Source organism: Thioclava sp. F1Mire-8 (assembly GCF_002213165.1).
Classification (GTDB): Bacteria; Pseudomonadota; Alphaproteobacteria; order Rhodobacterales; family Rhodobacteraceae; genus Thioclava; species Thioclava nitratireducens.
In genome coordinates, this window is sequence record NZ_NBNY01000001.1 from 1,630,204 (window position 1) to 1,646,324 (window position 16,121).

Genomic DNA, 16,121 nt, shown 5'->3' on the forward strand with positions numbered 1-16,121 from the left:
AATGGATTAGGGAAACGGATGCGTCTTGCCGATGTTCCCACAAGAGCCTGTGAGGAGAGGGCCGCGGCGCCCCATGAAGAAACACAGGAACATAGCAGCGCGCATCCGGTTGGTGCGTTCAGACCCATCCAGAAAGGAGCCCGGCAATGAATTACCCCAAACCTCCCTTCCCCAAGCAACCGCAATCCGTTCCCGGTTCGACGGAGAAGATGGACCCGCGCCCCGATCATGGCGAGCAGAGCTATGTCGGGTCGGGCAGGCTCGACGGGATGGCCGCCCTTGTGACGGGCGCAGACAGCGGCATCGGTCGCGCTGTGGCCCTGGCCTATGCGCGCGAAGGGGCCGACGTGATGATTTCCTATCTCGAAGAGCATGACGAGGCCGAGGAAACGCGCCGGCTTGTCGAAGAGGCAGGCCGCCGCGCGTATGTGATGCCCGGCGACATTCAGGACGCCGATCACTGTCGCGCATTGGTGCGCGATACGCATGAAGCCTTCGGGCGTCTCGACATTCTCGTCAACAACGCGGCGCACCAGATGCATTTCGACGAGATCGAGGACATCTCCGATGAAGAATGGGAAACGACCTTCCGCACCAACATTCATTCGATGTTCTACCTGTGCAAGGCGGCGCTCCCGGTGATGGAGAAGAACGGCGCGATCATCAACACGGCCTCGATCAACTCGGACAAACCCAACCCCGGTCTGCTGGCTTACGCGGCGACCAAGGGTGCGATCCAGAACTTCACCACCGGGCTGGCACAGATGGTGGCAGAGCGCGGGATCCGCGTGAATTGCGTCGCACCGGGGCCGGTCTGGACACCGCTGATCCCCTCGACGCTGCCTGAGGACTCGGTCGCGCATTTCGGCGAGGACAAGCCGATGGGCCGCCCCGCGCAACCGGCGGAGCTGGCTTCCGCCTACGTGATGCTTGCCGATCCGCGCTCGAGCTACACGTCAGGCGCGACGGTGGCCGTCACCGGCGGCATGCCGATGATCTGATTTAAAGACGCGGGCCGCCAGCAGAAGCTGCGGCCCGCGCGAATTTTCGTTCGCTCGACTTTTCGGCGGTCAGGCGTCCGAGCACATCACGCGGGCCCCACGCCGAGCTGATTGCGGACCAGCAGAACACCACGCACTTCCTGTGCAAGCGCTTCTGCGAGCGTGCGCTGGAATTCCAGCCCGATCGTGCCTTCGAGCGTTACCACCCCTTCTTCCGCGGCGATCAGGACATGGCTCATGTCGATCCGTCCGTCGCCCTCGAGCGCGCTCCGCACGGCGGACGCCAGTTCGTCGTCGGGGAGAATCTCCACGGGTTGCTCCGGCAAGTCGGGCATGATCGGTTGCTCGACGCCGTGATACCCGTCCGGTCGGCTCGGCGCCGCAAGGTCAGAGCGCACCACATGGACGTCTTTTTCATCGCCATTCTCGGTCATGATCTCCTCCATGGCTATGGAACGGATCAACGAGTGAGCATCCCGCTTGTTCCTGCGCGCACGCCAGCCGCGCACGGTTTGTTCCGCCAGAGTCACGATGGTTCGCGCCATGGAACAAAGGCTGGCGGGGTTCGTTTTTCGGGTAAGCATGACGACCCTCGCGCGGAGCACTGCACGGGTCCCACGCGGGGGTCTCACTTTGACCAAAGGAGGCCTACCATGTTGACCAGACTGCTCTTTGCAGCCTCAGCCCTCGGTGCCTTGGGGTATCTAATCAACCAACGGCGCGGCACCTCGGCACAGGGCGTCCGTCCCGCAGGTCCCTCGCAGATGCGAAACCCACCTCGGAACTGGGACCGGGTCGACGAGGAAATGGATGAAAGTTTCCCGGCAAGTGATCCGCCCGCGAATTATTGACTTTAATTCACCTAAAATCGGGGTCCCGGCGCCAACCCGCCGGAACCCCGCGAAGAGAGCGACCAGATGCCAAATACCTATCTCGAAGAAACATTGGTCACGCTGGAGGCTCGTTTGATCGCGCAACGCCGCGTTCTGGCACGGCTGGTGTCGGAACTGCCCGCAGAGTCGCGCGAGACCGTCATGGCGTGGATCGGCGAACGCGAAGTCATGCATGACGGTCAGGAAGATCCCGGCGCGGACCCGGACGCGACCGACGCGCTTCCTCTAAGCATTGCCGAGGAGTTCCAGCAGATCGCGACGCTCGCGCGGCGCCACCGCCGCGGCAATGGGTGATCCGTCCGGCCGAAGCGCAGACGACGAAGGCAGACGCCCGTGATGCCACCTGCCGCGGGCTTGGCGCAGCCCGCATCGGCGTCGCGCCCCTAGCACCAGCAACCAATCAGGCCCATAGCGAGGCAAGGCAAATGCAGAATTCCCAATCCATTCCCCATCTCTCGGGGATCGACAGCACCCGGGCCTTCCTCAGCGAGGGCTATTCGTTCATTTCCCGCCGTTGCGATCAGCTTGGGAGCGATGCGTTCCGAACCCGGCTGATGCTGCGCCCCGTGACCTTCCTGCGCGGACGCGACGCGGTACGCAGTTTCTATGAGCCGGGACGGATGACGCGTCGCGGTGCGATGCCGCCCACCGTGGTGCCGCTTCTTCAAGGCAAGGGCAGCGTGCAAAGCCTCGACGACGAAGCGCATCACATCCGCAAGCAGATGTTTCTGGACCTCATGGACCGCGACCGACTGCGCGCGGCCCGCCGGATTTTCGCAGAGGAATGGCAGGCTGCGGCCCGCAGTTGGCAAGGCTGCGAGATCGACTTCTCTGATGCCGTCGACGGCATCATGACGCGAACGGCGCTGCGCTGGTGCGGCATCGACCCGGCACAGCACGACGTTGCCAGCCGCGCGCGCGAACTCAGCACGATGTTCGCCGCGGCCGGCACGCTCGGGCCTGCCTATCTACAGGCACGCTGGCTCCGGGCGCGGTGCGAGCGGTGGGGGCGCAGCCTGATTTCGCAGACGCGCGAAGCGGACGGACCTGCCGGAAGCACCTTGGCCAAGCTCGCCTTCCACACCGATCTGGACGGCAGCCGGATGAGCGAAGACGTGGCCGTGAAGGAACTCCTGAACATCCTGCGTCCGATCGTGGCGGTCGGGCGCTATGTCGTGTTCGCCGCCCACGCTCTGCACTCCCACCGCGCAGCCATCCCGGCCGTTGCGGAAGACGACGAGCCGACCTGCCGCGCGATCGCCGAGGAGGTGCGCAGGCTCTACCCGTTCTTTCCGGCGATCGGCGGGCGCGTGCGCGAGGCGTTCGACTGGCACGGCGCCCGGTTCGAACCCGGCGATTGGCTGGTCCTCGATCTCTACGGCACCAACCACGACCCTGACATTTGGGAGGACGCGGAACGCTTCCGCGCCGAACGCCATCTGGGCCGTGACATCCAACCCGAGGGGCTCGTGCCGCAGGGCGGCGGCGACTATCTGCAAAATCACCGCTGCCCGGGCGAATGGCTCACGATGGAGCTGCTGACCGAAGCCGTCATGCAGCTGCGCAAGCTCGATTGGACGGTCCCCGAGCAGGATCTGACACTTTCCGACAACCAGTTCCCCCCGCTGCCGGGAGGCGGCCTGCGCATTGCAGTCCAGCCGGAACATCCGGGCGCGCGCTGCTGAAAACTCCGGGGCGACAGGCCGAACGCATACCAGATGCCATGTCGAGCATGGGCAGGTCGCAGCCGGTCGAACGCCCCGGCTAAGAGACGTCGTGCCGGCGCCCAGCCCGCGCCAACTCTTGACGTCGTCCCGCGATAGACCAGATTATTTTCGAAATGACGTTCGCATCGAGTGGCCAAATTGTCGGATCCACATCCGGATTAGGCCAACATGCTGCTAGATTGACCCAAGGCGCCGCAGACAATCCGCCTTTGCCAAACAGCCTGAACGAGGTCCGCTATCAACGCCCAGTTACTTGCTGCCCTGATCCTTCTGCCGTTCGTGTTCATCGCCATTTACGCAGGCGTGCACGAGTTCCTGCGTTACAAATCGAAGGGACGTGCGAATTACGGCCTGATCTTCGATGAGGAGACCGGAACCTCCTACGTGACCGGCATCTCCGAGGAGGAGGAGGCCTTCGACCCCGAAGATTTCGATCCCAATGACTACAACGAGACCGCGGCGGTCGAGGAAACCGACGGGGAAACCAGCGAGGAAAGCGACGAGCGCAAATCCTGAGCCTCGCAAATTCGGCCCCGCCAGCGACGCCCGACAGGCGATCGAGGCGCGCGAAACCGGCAAGCGGCAAGGCCCGGAAGCCGACGAAGGCGCCCCCTTTCGGTTCGCGCCTCAAGCGGCAGGCTGCTGCCAGCTTTCGCCGCGATAGGCGCTGTCCCAGAACCGCCATTCATGCCAGCAACTCCGCGCGAAGGCGCGGTGCATCCGGGCTCGCGCGGGCGCGTCTGCAATCGCGCCCAGCCTGTCCGTCAGCTCCAGCATCCGCGTCACGCTCTGATCGAACGCCTCTCCGGAATAGGTCGCGATCCAGGCCGCATAGGGATTTTCAGCGCCGTTGACCTGCGCGATCTCCCGACCGATATCGCGATAGATCCAGAAACATGGCAGCAAGGCCGCCACCGCTTCGGAAAAATCGCCGATCGCAGCGCGGCGCAGCAGAAAAGAGACATAATGATCGCAGGCCGCCGAAGGCTCGATCCGCGCGAAATCTTCCGCCGAGACGCCGAACAGCCCCATGTAATGCGCGTGCAATTCGCGCTCGACGGCGATCGCTCCAGCCGCTGATCCCGCAAGCTGCGCCACGGTCGGGGCATCCGGGGCTTTGGCGGCGGCCAGCGCGAGCGCGCGGGCGAAGCCTTCGAGGTAATGTGCGTCCTGAATGATGTAGCCCTGGAAGGTTTCCCGATCGAGGCTTCCCTCTGCCAGTTCGCGATTGAAAGGCATGTCATGGATTTGGCGGCGCAGCGGCGCGGTCGCCTGCGCGAGGTCTTGGGCGAAGCTCACTTCTTCTTCTCCTGGAATGCGTGGAAATGGTGCACCGGCCCGTGCCCCGACCCGACAGTCAGCCGATCAGCTGCCGCAATCGCCGCGCTCAGATACGCCTTCGCGCGCTGGGTGGCCTCCGCGAGCGGCACCCCTGCCCCGAGCCAAGTCGCCAGCGCCGAGGACAGGGTACAGCCTGTCCCGTGCGTGTTGCGCGTCGCTATGCGCGGTGCGTCAAGCCAGAGCTCTTCCTGCGCCGTGACCAGCAGATCCGGGCTTTGGTCGCCTTGCAGATGGCCGCCCTTCAGCAGCACCGCACGCGGCCCGATCTCGCGCAGCGCATGGGCTTGATCGCGCATTTCATCAAGCGTCGTCGCCTCGGCGCAGCCCAGAAGATCGGCGGCCTCGGGCAGGTTCGGCGTGATCAGATCGGCCCGGGGCAGCAGGCTGTGCAGCGCGGTCACCGCCGCCTCTGCCAGCAGCCGATCGCCGCCTTTCGCGACCATCACCGGATCGAGCACTACCGGACAGTCGAGCCCGGTCAGCCTCTCGGCCACAGTCTCGATGATCGCGGCATCGCCCAGCATTCCGATCTTGATCGCGTCGATACGAACGTCTTCGCGCAGCGATGCCAACTGAGTTGCGATCAGCGCCGTGTCGCACAGGCTCACCGCCTGCACGCCGCGCGTGTTCTGGGCGGTCAGCGCGGTAATCACGCTCATCGCGTAGCCACCATTGGCGGAGATGGCCTTGATATCGGCCTGAATGCCCGCCCCGCCCGATGGGTCGGAACCCGCGATGGTGAGAATATTGGGGATCATGTGTCGCTCCATGCGTTGCGCAGGGTTCGGGTGGCGCGCGCCATGTCAGGGGCACGCGAGATGGCGGAAATCACTGCGAGACCGGCACCGCCCGCCGCGCGGATTGCGGGCGCGTCAGTGGCAGTGATCCCGCCGATCGCGAGGCAGGGAAGATCGGTGCGCGAGACGATCCGGGCAAAGCCTGAATGGCCGATCGGGGCGGCATGGTCGGGCTTCGAGCCGGTCGCATGGATCGGACCGACGCCGAGATAATCGATGCCGGGAGGAACGGCGGCGATCTGCGCCTCGGTCTCGATCGAGAGGCCTAGGAGCATGTCGGGCCCGATCCGGCGGCGGATCGCGGCGGGGTCGCCATCGCTCTGGCCGATATGCAGCCCGGCGGCCCCAATCTCGATGGCCACCGCGACCCTATCGTTCACGATCAGCGGCACGTCATAGGGGGCAAGCGCTTCGACCAGCGTCCGGGCCAGCGCGGCGAATTCCGCATCGGGGAGCGTCTTGTCGCGCAGCTGCACCCAGCCCGCGCCGCCCTCAGCCGCAGCGATAGCCTGCGCGACCACGGGCTGCGGGGCGGCCGGGTCGGTGACGAAACAGATGGACGGGATCATCATGCGGATTCGATCCGAGCTCCGGCGCTCAGCGCCTCGGCGTCGATCGCATAGAGCGCATCGAGGAACGCGACCTGAAAGCTTCCCGGGCCTGAGGCACTCGCCCCGGCGCTCTCCCCGGCGAGCCCGAAATAAGCCAGCGCCGCGACGACCGCCTCGAAGCGAGGCTGTCCTGCGAGAAACGCAGCCACCAGACCGGTCAGCGAACAGCCCAAAGCGGTCACGCGCGGCATCATCGCATGGCCATTGGCGACCCGCGCAGCGCGCTCCCCATCCGTCACAAAATCGACCGCGCCGGTCACCGCAACCACGGCCCCGCTCATCCGGGCCAAGGCCCGTGCGGCGCCTTCCGCGGTCTCGACACTCTCAGTGGAATCCGCCCCTTTCCCCGCGCCAGCCTCGCCCGCAAGCGCAAGGATCTCCGACGCGTTGCCGCGGATTGCCGTCGGGCGCAGTTCCACGAGCCGCGCACCGAGCGCACGCCGATAATCCGTCGCGCCGACCGCGACAGGGTCTAGCACCCACGGGGTTCCCTGCGCGCTCGCGACCTTGGCCGCCGCCGCCATCGCCTCCGCCCAGGGCGGCGACACCGTGCCGATATTGATGCTGAGCGCCTGCGCGAGTCCGGCGAACTCGGCCGCCTCCTCGCGCGCATGCACCATCGCGGGCGAGGCGCCGGAGGCGAGCAGAACATTCGCCATCACGTTCATCGCGACGTAATTGGTGATGTTGTGAACGAGCGGCGCGGTCTGCCGCATCGCCGCGAGATATTGTCCGGGATCTTCCATCGCTCTCTCCTTGGCTGCGGGCATCAGGAGAAGTGCGAGGGGCAAAGGCGGGAACGCGCCTGACCGTCTCACGCGCCTCCCTCCGCCGGCATTATCCGGTTCAGGTTCTAAGGGTTCGTCTCAGCCCGGTTGCCCGAGCGCCCCTGTCGCTTCGCTCCGAGAGGTGACAGCCTTCGCGCCGCCCGTCAAGCCGGGTCAGACGAGGCGCCCACAGCTTCGCCGCGATCAGCATCCAGCGCATATCCTTGAACGGCGGAACCATTCTGGTCGCCGTCATATGTCAGGCCGGAAAGAGCGAAGATACCGGCGTCGTTTTCGGATCCGCTTTCCCATCCGAAACATGCTCGGTGCAGACCCGTCTGCCTGATGCCCGCAAAGCAGAATGGAACAAAGGCACCTTGCATCCGTTGGGGAACCATATCCCCCACCGCTCCGTCCCAGCATTATTGAGCGAGGTTTTTTAGCATGAGACGTCTAGACACGCATTCCGGAACGGCCCTGACCGGCCTCGTTACCGCCCTTGTCCTCTGCGCGAGCGCAGCCTACCCGGGCTCTTCGGACCAGCAGGCCCTTTTCACATCCAAGCAGGCATCGTCAGGCCACGACGTGTACAAGAAGCACTGCGCCGATTGTCATGGCAGCGATCTGATGGGGGATGCAGGCCCGGCACTGGCGGGCAAGAAATTCGCCGACAGCCTCGATTACAGCGGCATGACCGGCAAGCAACTATACGACTTCATCGCGAAGCACATGCCCAAGGATGACCCGGGCGAGCTGACCGACAAGCAGTATCTCCAGACATTCGCCTATCTGCTTTGCAAGAACGGTTTCAAACCCGGGGACAGCGCGATCGACCAGAAAGCGATCGATGCGATGGACCTGCAGCCGTTGCCGGACTCGTCGCAGTCATCCTGCGACTGACCCGACCGCCGCGGCTGATCATTTCAAGAGAGGAGGACCGAACATGGCACATTTGCCACCATTCACCGCGACCTCGCGAGGCGCCGTCCGACCTCTGATCCTGTCCGTATGCGTGGCGGCCCTGCCGGCACTTGCGCACGCGAAGCAGAGTGACGAGATCCAGGGCACGAGCGACACGAACCGCGCCCAGATGAAGGAGCTTCCCGCTTCGGCGAATGTCGCTGTCGACGACAACGCGATGCGATCCGCCAAGGACAACAAGTCCGATTGGTTGCTGCATGGCCGGAGCTACAGCAACCAGCGCTATTCGCCACTCGACCAGATCACGACGGACAATATCGACAAGCTGCACCCGGTTGCCTTGGTGCAGACCGGAAAGGTCGCCAGCTTCGAGACCACGCCGATCGTCGTCGATGGCGTGATGTATATCTCGACACCGATGGTCGATAACGAGATGACGGTCATGGCCGTCGATGCCGCAACCGGCGAGACGTATTGGAGCACGACCTATGACGTCTCGCAGGTCAAGACCTGCTGCGGCCCGGTGAACCGGGGCGTGGCCGTGGGTTACGGTAAGGTCTACATTGCGACGCTCGACGCCAATCTTCTCGCGCTCGACGCGAAGACAGGCAAAAAGGTGTGGAAGACCAATCTCGCAGACCCGCAAGCGGGGTTCTCGGAAACGATGGCGCCGCAAATCTATGACGGCAAGGTGATCGTCGGCAGTTCCGGCGGCGAATGGCCGATCCGCGGCTTCGTTGCCGCGATCGATGCGAAGTCGGGCGAGGAGGTGTGGCGCTGGCACGCGACGGATCCCGACACGTTCGAAGGCGACTCGTGGAAGTCCGGTGGCGGCATGGTCTGGACGACCCCCGCAATCGATCCGGAGCGAAACATGGTGATCTTCAGCACCGGCAATCCGAACCCCGACCTCGACGGCTCTAGCCGCAAAGGCGACAACCTCTATACCGACTCGATCGTCGCGCTCGATGCCGATACCGGCAAGCGCAAATGGCACTATCAGGAGGTCAAGCACGACGTCTGGGATTACGATGCCGTCAGCAATGTCGTGCTCTTCGACGCCAAGGACTCCAACGGCAACGTCGTTCCCGCTGCGGGCGAGGCCGGCAAGGTCGGCTGGCTCTATGTGGTGAACCGCGAAACCGGCGATCTGATCCGCAAGTCGGACCCGCTCGTGAAGATGTCGGACAACATGTTCACGCCGCCGACCAAGGACGGGGTTAAGATTCTGCCGGGCGCCAATGGCGGCGCGGAATGGTCGCCGCCGGCCTACTCGCCGGAGACCAACCTGTTCTACGTCATGGAAATGAACCAGTTGATGAACTTCACGACCGATGGCGAAACGACGACGCTGCCGGGTACGCTTCGGCTGGGCAGTACGTTCAAGAACGTCAAGGGCGACGAGGCGATGCAGACCGGCGTGCTCGACGCGGTGAACGTCAACACCGGCAAGGTCGAGTGGAGCTACGACGCGCCGCAGCCGATGATCGGCGGCGTTCTCGCCACGGCCGGGAACTTGGTCTTCACCGGCGAGGGCAACGGCATGTTCGACGCCTTCAATGCGAAATCGGGTGAGAAGCTCTGGAGCTTCAATCTTGGTGCCGGCGTCAACGCACCGCCGATCACCTATCAAGTCGACGGCGAGCAATATGTCGCGGTCGCAGCCGGCGGCAACTTCCAGCTCGGCTTCCCGCGCGGCGATGTCGTGGCGATCTTCAAGCTCGACTGATCCGCCACGAAAACACGTTCAACCTCAAATTCAGGGCCGCGACGCATCCGTCGCGGCCCTTTATGCAGAGAAAGTTTCCGGCGCCTGAACGGCTATCTCGTCTCCCGCGGCCGACGAGAGTCGCGCGGCAGGAGCGTCGCGATCACCCGGGCAGGCGCACCGCGGGCTCGGGCCGCCCAGCGACTCCGGCGGGGGCGCAATAGACCCGGCCCTGCGCGGCATCGGGTTCCTCGATCCCTTCCTTCGCCGTGGTGACAAAAAGCGTCTTGAACTCCGGCCCGCCGAAAGCCGGACAGGAACTGTGCCGCCCGCCGACTTCGATCTTCCGGTCGAACCGCCCGTCGGGCAGGTAGCGCGCGACCCGCCCCGAACCCCATTGCGCACTCCAGAGCGCGCCCTCGGCATCCGTCAGCCCGCCGTCGGGGTTCAGCCCATCCGCGCTCAGATCGACGAAAATCTCCGGCGCGCCCTCTGGCCAGCCTTGCGCATCCAGCGCGACCGTCATGATTTTGCCTTTCGGCGTGTCGGAGAAATAGGCGCGCCTTCCATCGGGGGCGAAACAGATCGAATTGGGGATCGAGATTTCGGGGAAAAGCCGCTCCACCGTGCCCTCGAAATAGCGATAGATCGCACCTGCGCCGGTCTCCGCGTTTCTGCCCATCGTGGAGGCCCAGAACCCCCCCATCGGATCCGCGCGGCCATCGTTGCAGCGGGTGTCGTCGCGGTCGGCCTCGATCGCGACGAGCGGCTCATGCGCACCCGAGGCAATGTCGAAACGGCGCAGGCCGGTTTCGGTGGAGATCACCAGCGTGTCGGCATCGACCCAACCCGCTGCAGAGGCCATCTGCCCAATGTTCCATTCGCGGGCCCCGCTCGCGTCGCGGCTGAGCAGCCGCCCTGCGAGGATGTCGAACCAGAACAGCTGGCCGCGTTCGGGATGCCAGAGCGCGCCCTCGCCGAGAAAGCAGTTGCGGTCGTCGTAAATCTCGTAGCTCATGCCGTGCAGACCTCGTCATAGCGGGCGACCAGCGCGCGGGCCTTTCCGGCTACGGTATCCACGCTGTCGCCGGGCTTGTAGAGCGACGAGCCGATGCCGTAGCCCGCAGCGCCGGCCTTATGCCACTCGCCCATGTTCTCGGCGGAGACGCCGCCCACCGCGAAGAGCGGCACTTCGGGCGGCAGCACCGCGCGCATTGCGCGCAAGCCCACGGGGCCGATCAGCTCGCCCGGGAACAGCTTGAGCCCGTCCGCTCCTGCGGCGAGCGCCGCGAAGGCCTCGGTCGGGGTCATCACGCCGGGAAAGCTCTGCAGACCGGCGGCTTTCGAGGCGGCAATCACCTCGGTGTTGCAATTGGGCGAGACGATCAGCTTCGCGCCGGTCGCGGCGACAGCTCCGACCTGATCCGTGGTCAGCACCGTCCCCGCCCCGATCAGAGCGTCAGCGCCGAAGCGCTCCACCATCGCGGCGATGCTGTCGAGCGGGTCGGGGGAGTTCAACGGCACCTCGATCCGGGTGACGCCCTCGGCGATCAACGCCTCGCAGACGGGGATGGCTTCGGCGGGAGTGATCCCGCGCAGGATGGCGATGATGGGTCGGCTCATGTTTCGGCTCCGATGGTCTGGTGCGCGGCATAGAGCCCCGCGAGGGTCACGTCTTCGGCGTCTTGGCTGGTCGCATCAATGCCGCGACCAGCCAGCGCCCGGGTATAGAGCGGGCTTAGAACGGGGCTTCCGATCAATGCGACGGGCTGACCCTGCCAGAGATCGCGCGCGGCGGCCAGTTCCCAGCCGATCAACAGCCCAGAGAGGCGGCAGGCGGCGGTTTCGGGCGATTGCGCGCCCAGAAGCGCCCCGGCCCGCAGCGCGAACAGCGCTCCATAGGCGCCCGCCGGATCGGCCTGCGCCTCGGCCACCGCCGCGTCGAACGCTGCCATGTCCTGACAGCCCTTACCGATCGTGTGGCGCAGCACGGAGCGATGGGCGAGCAGGTCGTAGATCTCACCGGTCATACAGCTGCGGAACCGCTCGATCCGACCCGCGCGCAGGGCCACCCATTTCGTATGGGTGCCCGGCAGGCAGATAGTGCCCTCGAAGCCGGGATTGCGCAGCAGGAAGCCAGCGATCTGGGTCTCCTCGCCGCGCATCACGTCGGGCGGGCTGTCCTGACGCAGGCCGCAGGCGATATAGACCGGGCGCGCCGCGTGATCGGGCACCCGCACGAGACGCGGCTGCGCGGCGCAGGGCACCGGCGCATAGGGCGCCTCGGCCCAGCCCTGACGCGAGCCGACCATGCCACAGGTCACGACCGGAGCCGCGCCCCAGCCTGCAACGGCCTCTTCCAACACCGGTCCGAACTCGGCGGGGGCGAGCTTGCCCATCCCCTGCTCTGAGCTCCGTCGGTCGAGCACTTCGCGCCCGCGCATCGCCCAGACACGCAGATGCGTCGTGCCCCAATCGGCGGCGATCCAGTCGGGAGCCGCGTCACTCATAGTCTTTCTCCTTCAATCACGTGGATGCGCTCGGGGAAGGTCCAGGGCAGTGTGAGCCCCTGCCCCATCAGCGCTTGCCCACTGAGCGTAACCGGTCCGGTCTTAAGCGCGGGGATCCCACGCGACAACCGGGGCAGGTCTTCTGCCGTAATCAGCCGCAACCGATAGCGCGCTGCGGGGTCCAGCCCCGTCAGTCGCAAGGGGCGCGGCAGGATCTGCGAGGAGGTCGCCGCCTGACCTGCGAAGGCCACGAAACGGCTACCATCCTCGGCCAGCTGCAACTCGGCGATCACGGCCGGGTCGGCGCTGTCGAGCCGCAGGATATCCGCCCGCATCCGCCAGTCGCGGTTGTCCTTCCACCAGCGCGTGACGGAGGTCAGCACCTCGGCCTCCTCCGCGGTCAGCTCGCGCGGGTCCATCTCGAATCCCATATGACGTTGCGCCGCGACCCAGGCGCGTGTGCGAATATCGATCACCCGGCCCGAGGTGTGGCAATGGCGCGGGCCGACGTGAGAGCCGGTGACGCAAGCAGGCAGGAACAGCGCGGCATCATGCTGGATCCGCAGCCGCTCCAGCGCATCGTTGCTGTCCGAGAGCCACACGCGGCCGGTGCGTTCGAGAATGCCGAAATCGATCCGCCCGCCGCCCGAGGCGCAGCTTTCGAACTCCACATCTGGATGGGCCGCGCGCAGCCGGTCGAGCAGATTGTAGAGGCCCCGCGCCTGCGCTGCGTCGGGATACGGCAGCACGCGGTTATGGTCCCATTTGACGTAAGCGATTTCATAGGCCAAGAGCACCGCGTCGATCGCGGCAAAGAGGTGGTCGCGCACCGCCGGGTTTGCCATGTCGAGTACGCGCTGCTGACGACCCTCGATCTGATCGTCCGGGCCCAGCAGCCAGCCGGGATGGGCCCGCGCCAGATCGCTGTCGCGATTGACCATCTCGGGCTCGAACCAGAGACCGAATTCCATCCCGAGGCTTTGGACATGATCGACCAGCGGCGTCAGACCGTCGGGATATTTGCGCGGATCGACCGCCCAGTCGCCCAGTGAACTGGTGTCGTCGTCGCGCTTGCCGAACCAGCCGTCATCCAGCACGAAGCGTTCCGCACCAAGTGCGGCGGCGCGCTCTGCGATAGATTTCAGCTCGGCCAGATCGTGCTTGAAATAGACCGCTTCCCAGCAGTTGTAATGCACCGGGCGCGCCTTGGCCCAAGGGGCGTGTTTGCGCAGATGGCGCTGGAAGGCCACCGCGCAGCCATTCGAGCCCGCCTCCGAGAAAGCGGCATAAAGCGTCGCGGTCTCGAACCGCGTCGCCGGTTCCGGCTCGGAGCCGCTCGCATGACCGAACTGGATTTGCCTGCGTCCGTCAGGAAGCTCTTCGGCCACCGTCCGATGCCCGCCCGACCAGCCGTAATGGAAGCCGCGGGTTTCGCCTTGCGTCTTGGTGGCGCCGCGCGCAGGCAGGATCAACCCGGGGAAATGCTCGTGCCCGGTACGGCCCGTATGGTTGTCGCGCACGCGCTGGCCGGGGCGCCACGGGGTCGGCTCGATCTGGAATTCACCGATCCAGCGCCCCGAGACTTCAAGCATCTCGTCGGCCAGCTGCGGGCCGGGAAACACCGGGGCGGCGAGCCAATGAAGCGTAATCGGCTCATCGCTCTCCAGCTCTGCGCGCGCCGCGATCAGACCGGTGTCGGGGTCGAGCGTGAATTGCGCGCTATAGCGCAGCCCAAGCGCCGCATCGCGATAGGTAAGCCTCAGTTCGCGGCCGGTCTGCGTCTCGCTCTCGAACCGGAAGGCGGGGCGCAACGGCTGCCCCGCCCCGTCGCGCGCGATCAGGCCGGGCTCTCCGGGGAAGCTCTCGCTGGCCTCGGGGCAGATCGAGACCTCTGGTGCGCGGTCGAGCATCCCGCCGGTGACATCCGGCACGCTCGCGACGGCCAAGCCCGCGAGGTCTTCCCCCTCGGGCAGCACCGCGCCCCAATAGACGATCTCGGGAAGCCTCTCGTTGTGACCCGCCAGAACGAGGCTTTGGCGGGTGTCCTGCAAATGCCATGTGCGGATCATTTCACCGCCCCGAGCGTCAGCCCTGCGATGAAGTGTTTCTGCATCAGGAAGAACATCGCCACGGGGGGCAGAGCGGCGAGGATCGAGCCTGCCGACACCAGTTGCCACGCCGCGACCCATTGGCCGTTGAGCGATTGCAGCCCCGCGGTGATCGGCTGGGTATCCGCCCCCGTGGTAAGCACCGTCGCCCAGAAATAGTCGTTCCAGATGAAGGTGAAGATCAGCACCGACAGCGCCGCGATCGCGGGTCGCACCAGTGGCAGCACGATATGCCAAAAGATCTGCCATTCGCCCACGCCCTCTACCCGGGCGGCTTCGATCAGCTCTTTCGGGAGCGCTTTGATGAAGTTGCGCATGAAGAGCGTGCAGAACCCGGTCTGGAAGGCGACATGGAACAGTGCGAGCCCGGTGATCGTGTCATAGAGCCCCATCTTCACTGTCAGGTCGCGCACCGGCACCATCAGGATCTGGAAGGGCACGAAGTTCCCTGCCACGAAGATGAAGAAGATCAGCAGGTTGCCCTTGAACTTGTAGACGGCGAGCGCAAAGCCCGTCAGGCAGGACAGCGCCACCGCCCCGATTACCGTCGGGATCGTCACCTTGAAAGAGTTCAGCATGTAGCTGGCGAAGGGCGAATTCTTGAACACGTCGAGATAGTTCGAGAAGGCCAGATAGGACGGCACCCCGAAGTAGTTGCCCTGCGCGAGATCGCTCGACGGACGGATCGAGGTGACGGCGACGCCCAGAAGCGGCAGCAGCCAGAGCACCAGCATCACCGGCAGCAAGACCTGATAGGTCAGTCGGGCGGCGGGGCTCATGGATTGAATGGGTTTGGGAAACATCTCACAGCCCCCTTTCGTCGCGCCACATCTTCCAGATGAAGCCCGAAATGAAGATCATCATGATCGCGAACAGCACCACCGCGATCGCCGCGCCATAGCCCATGCGATAGCCGTATTCCGACAGCGCCTGCTCGTACATGTAGTAAGACAGCACCCGCGAGGATCCGAAGGGCCCGCCATCGGTCATGATCGACACGAGATCGAAGCTGCGCAGCGCCCCGATCACGGTGACGACCACTGCGATGAAAGTGGCCGGGCGCAATTGCGGCAGCACGACATACCAGAGCATCTTGATGCCCTTAGCCCCGTCGAGACGCGCCGCTTCGATCTGGTCGGGCGCGACCGCGTTCAAACCGGTCAGGTAGAGGATCATGCAGTAGGCGATCTGTGGCCACAGACCGGCGGCGATGATCCCGTAGGTCACCGTGTTGGGATTGGCGAGGATCGCGATCCCGGTCCCGTCGAGCCATTTCGTCAGTTCGAAGAACAGTCCGAAGCCCGGTGCGTAGAACCACGAGAAGATCAGGCCGACCACGACCTGAGAGATCACGAAGGGAAAGAAGAACAGCGATTTGTAGATCCGGATACCGCGCACGGTCTGGTTCAGGAAAAGCGCGATGAACAGCCCGAACGGGATCGCCAGCATATAGAGCACCAGCCAGATCACGTTGTTCTTGAGGCTGGTATAGAACGCGTCGTCATCGAGCAGTTCGAGATAATTCGACAGACCGACCCACGTCTTCGCGCTCAGCCCGTCCCATTGAAAGAAAGAAATCCACATCGATTCCACGATCGGGATCAACACGTAGATCAGGAACATCAGCGCGCCGGGGGCGAGAAACAGCCAGGGCGCGAGCTTGCGGTTCAAGCGGCGGCGGCGCGGTGCGGGCGTACCCGTCTCCGCGTGCGGCTCGGACATTGCGGGTGAGACGGT

At 65.0% G+C, this 16,121-nt stretch carries 17 protein-coding genes and 1 riboswitch; of the genes, 6 read left to right on the top strand and 11 right to left on the bottom strand.

Going from position 1 to position 16,121, the window contains the following annotated elements; all coding sequences use genetic code 11:
- Positions 1-146: 146 nt before the first annotated feature.
- Positions 147-1,001, top strand: coding sequence for an SDR family oxidoreductase (locus B6V75_RS07505; protein WP_075776382.1), 855 nt, complete (start codon positions 147-149; stop codon positions 999-1,001).
- Between the two features lie 86 nt (positions 1,002-1,087).
- Here B6V75_RS07505 and B6V75_RS07510 read toward each other — a convergent pair whose 3' ends face one another.
- On the bottom strand, positions 1,088-1,435 hold the full coding sequence (locus B6V75_RS07510; RefSeq protein WP_168174451.1) for a BON domain-containing protein: 348 nt from the start codon (positions 1,433-1,435) through the stop codon (positions 1,088-1,090).
- 483 nt (positions 1,436-1,918) lie between these two features.
- Between B6V75_RS07510 and B6V75_RS07520 the strand changes: the two genes are divergently transcribed.
- The 3 genes from B6V75_RS07520 to B6V75_RS07530 all read left to right on the top strand — a co-directional run bounded on the left by B6V75_RS07520 (position 1,919) and on the right by B6V75_RS07530 (position 4,137).
- Positions 1,919-2,188 (top strand): hypothetical protein, encoded by a 270-nt coding sequence (locus B6V75_RS07520; RefSeq protein WP_075776385.1) that lies wholly within the window; start codon positions 1,919-1,921, stop codon positions 2,186-2,188.
- On the top strand, positions 2,185-3,579 hold the full coding sequence (locus B6V75_RS07525) for a cytochrome P450 (RefSeq protein ID WP_146735110.1): 1,395 nt from the start codon (positions 2,185-2,187) through the stop codon (positions 3,577-3,579). Before B6V75_RS07520 ends, B6V75_RS07525 begins: the two co-directional genes overlap by 4 nt.
- Positions 3,580-3,900: 321 nt before the next feature.
- Positions 3,901-4,137 (top strand): hypothetical protein, encoded by a 237-nt coding sequence (locus B6V75_RS07530; RefSeq protein ID WP_346393644.1) that lies wholly within the window; start codon positions 3,901-3,903, stop codon positions 4,135-4,137.
- Between the two features lie 111 nt (positions 4,138-4,248).
- Here B6V75_RS07530 and tenA read toward each other — a convergent pair whose 3' ends face one another.
- From tenA to thiM, 4 genes are read right to left on the bottom strand one after another with little or no spacing between them, the layout of a single operon-like run.
- Positions 4,249-4,920 (bottom strand): thiaminase II, encoded by a 672-nt coding sequence (gene tenA, locus B6V75_RS07535; RefSeq protein WP_206198468.1) that lies wholly within the window; start codon positions 4,918-4,920, stop codon positions 4,249-4,251.
- A complete protein-coding gene (gene thiD / locus B6V75_RS07540; RefSeq protein WP_088719209.1) occupies positions 4,917-5,720 on the bottom strand; it encodes a bifunctional hydroxymethylpyrimidine kinase/phosphomethylpyrimidine kinase in 804 nt (267 codons plus the stop codon). Before thiD ends, tenA begins: the two co-directional genes overlap by 4 nt.
- Positions 5,717-6,331 carry a thiamine phosphate synthase gene (gene thiE / locus B6V75_RS07545; protein WP_240496923.1) on the bottom strand — a complete coding sequence of 205 codons (615 nt, stop codon included), beginning with the start codon at positions 6,329-6,331 and terminating at the stop codon, positions 5,717-5,719. Before thiE ends, thiD begins: the two co-directional genes overlap by 4 nt.
- The gene (thiM, locus tag B6V75_RS07550; protein WP_088719210.1) at positions 6,328-7,116 is read right to left on the bottom strand and encodes a hydroxyethylthiazole kinase; all 789 of its coding nucleotides are present in this window, start codon (positions 7,114-7,116) and stop codon (positions 6,328-6,330) included. Before thiM ends, thiE begins: the two co-directional genes overlap by 4 nt.
- A 60-nt stretch (positions 7,117-7,176) precedes the next feature.
- Positions 7,177-7,271, bottom strand: a riboswitch (TPP riboswitch).
- 310 nt (positions 7,272-7,581) lie between these two features.
- Between thiM and B6V75_RS07555 the strand changes: the two genes are divergently transcribed.
- On the top strand, positions 7,582-8,037 hold the full coding sequence (locus B6V75_RS07555; protein ID WP_077701130.1) for a cytochrome c: 456 nt from the start codon (positions 7,582-7,584) through the stop codon (positions 8,035-8,037).
- A gap of 43 nt (positions 8,038-8,080) precedes the next feature.
- Complete coding sequence (locus B6V75_RS07560; protein ID WP_088719211.1) at positions 8,081-9,787, top strand: PQQ-binding-like beta-propeller repeat protein; 1,707 nt, start codon at positions 8,081-8,083, stop codon at positions 9,785-9,787.
- A gap of 142 nt (positions 9,788-9,929) precedes the next feature.
- Here B6V75_RS07560 and B6V75_RS07565 read toward each other — a convergent pair whose 3' ends face one another.
- Genes B6V75_RS07565 through B6V75_RS07590 form a run of 6 tightly spaced genes read right to left on the bottom strand, consistent with a single transcriptional unit; the run spans position 9,930 to position 16,106 of the window.
- Positions 9,930-10,784: an SMP-30/gluconolactonase/LRE family protein gene (locus B6V75_RS07565; protein WP_088719212.1), complete on the bottom strand. Its 855-nt coding sequence runs from the start codon at positions 10,782-10,784 to the stop codon at positions 9,930-9,932.
- The gene (locus tag B6V75_RS07570; RefSeq protein ID WP_088719213.1) at positions 10,781-11,389 is read right to left on the bottom strand and encodes a 2-dehydro-3-deoxy-6-phosphogalactonate aldolase; all 609 of its coding nucleotides are present in this window, start codon (positions 11,387-11,389) and stop codon (positions 10,781-10,783) included. Before B6V75_RS07570 ends, B6V75_RS07565 begins: the two co-directional genes overlap by 4 nt.
- The gene (locus tag B6V75_RS07575; protein WP_088719214.1) at positions 11,386-12,276 is read right to left on the bottom strand and encodes a 2-dehydro-3-deoxygalactonokinase; all 891 of its coding nucleotides are present in this window, start codon (positions 12,274-12,276) and stop codon (positions 11,386-11,388) included. Before B6V75_RS07575 ends, B6V75_RS07570 begins: the two co-directional genes overlap by 4 nt.
- Positions 12,273-14,345 carry an alpha-galactosidase gene (locus B6V75_RS07580; protein WP_088719215.1) on the bottom strand — a complete coding sequence of 691 codons (2,073 nt, stop codon included), beginning with the start codon at positions 14,343-14,345 and terminating at the stop codon, positions 12,273-12,275. The genes B6V75_RS07575 and B6V75_RS07580 overlap by 4 nt, the downstream gene beginning before the upstream one ends.
- Positions 14,342-15,187 carry a carbohydrate ABC transporter permease gene (locus tag B6V75_RS07585; RefSeq protein WP_075776397.1) on the bottom strand — a complete coding sequence of 282 codons (846 nt, stop codon included), beginning with the start codon at positions 15,185-15,187 and terminating at the stop codon, positions 14,342-14,344. The genes B6V75_RS07580 and B6V75_RS07585 overlap by 4 nt, the downstream gene beginning before the upstream one ends.
- Before the next feature lies 1 nt (position 15,188).
- A complete protein-coding gene (locus tag B6V75_RS07590; RefSeq protein ID WP_075776448.1) occupies positions 15,189-16,106 on the bottom strand; it encodes a sugar ABC transporter permease in 918 nt (305 codons plus the stop codon).
- Between the last annotated feature and the right edge of the window lie 15 nt (positions 16,107-16,121).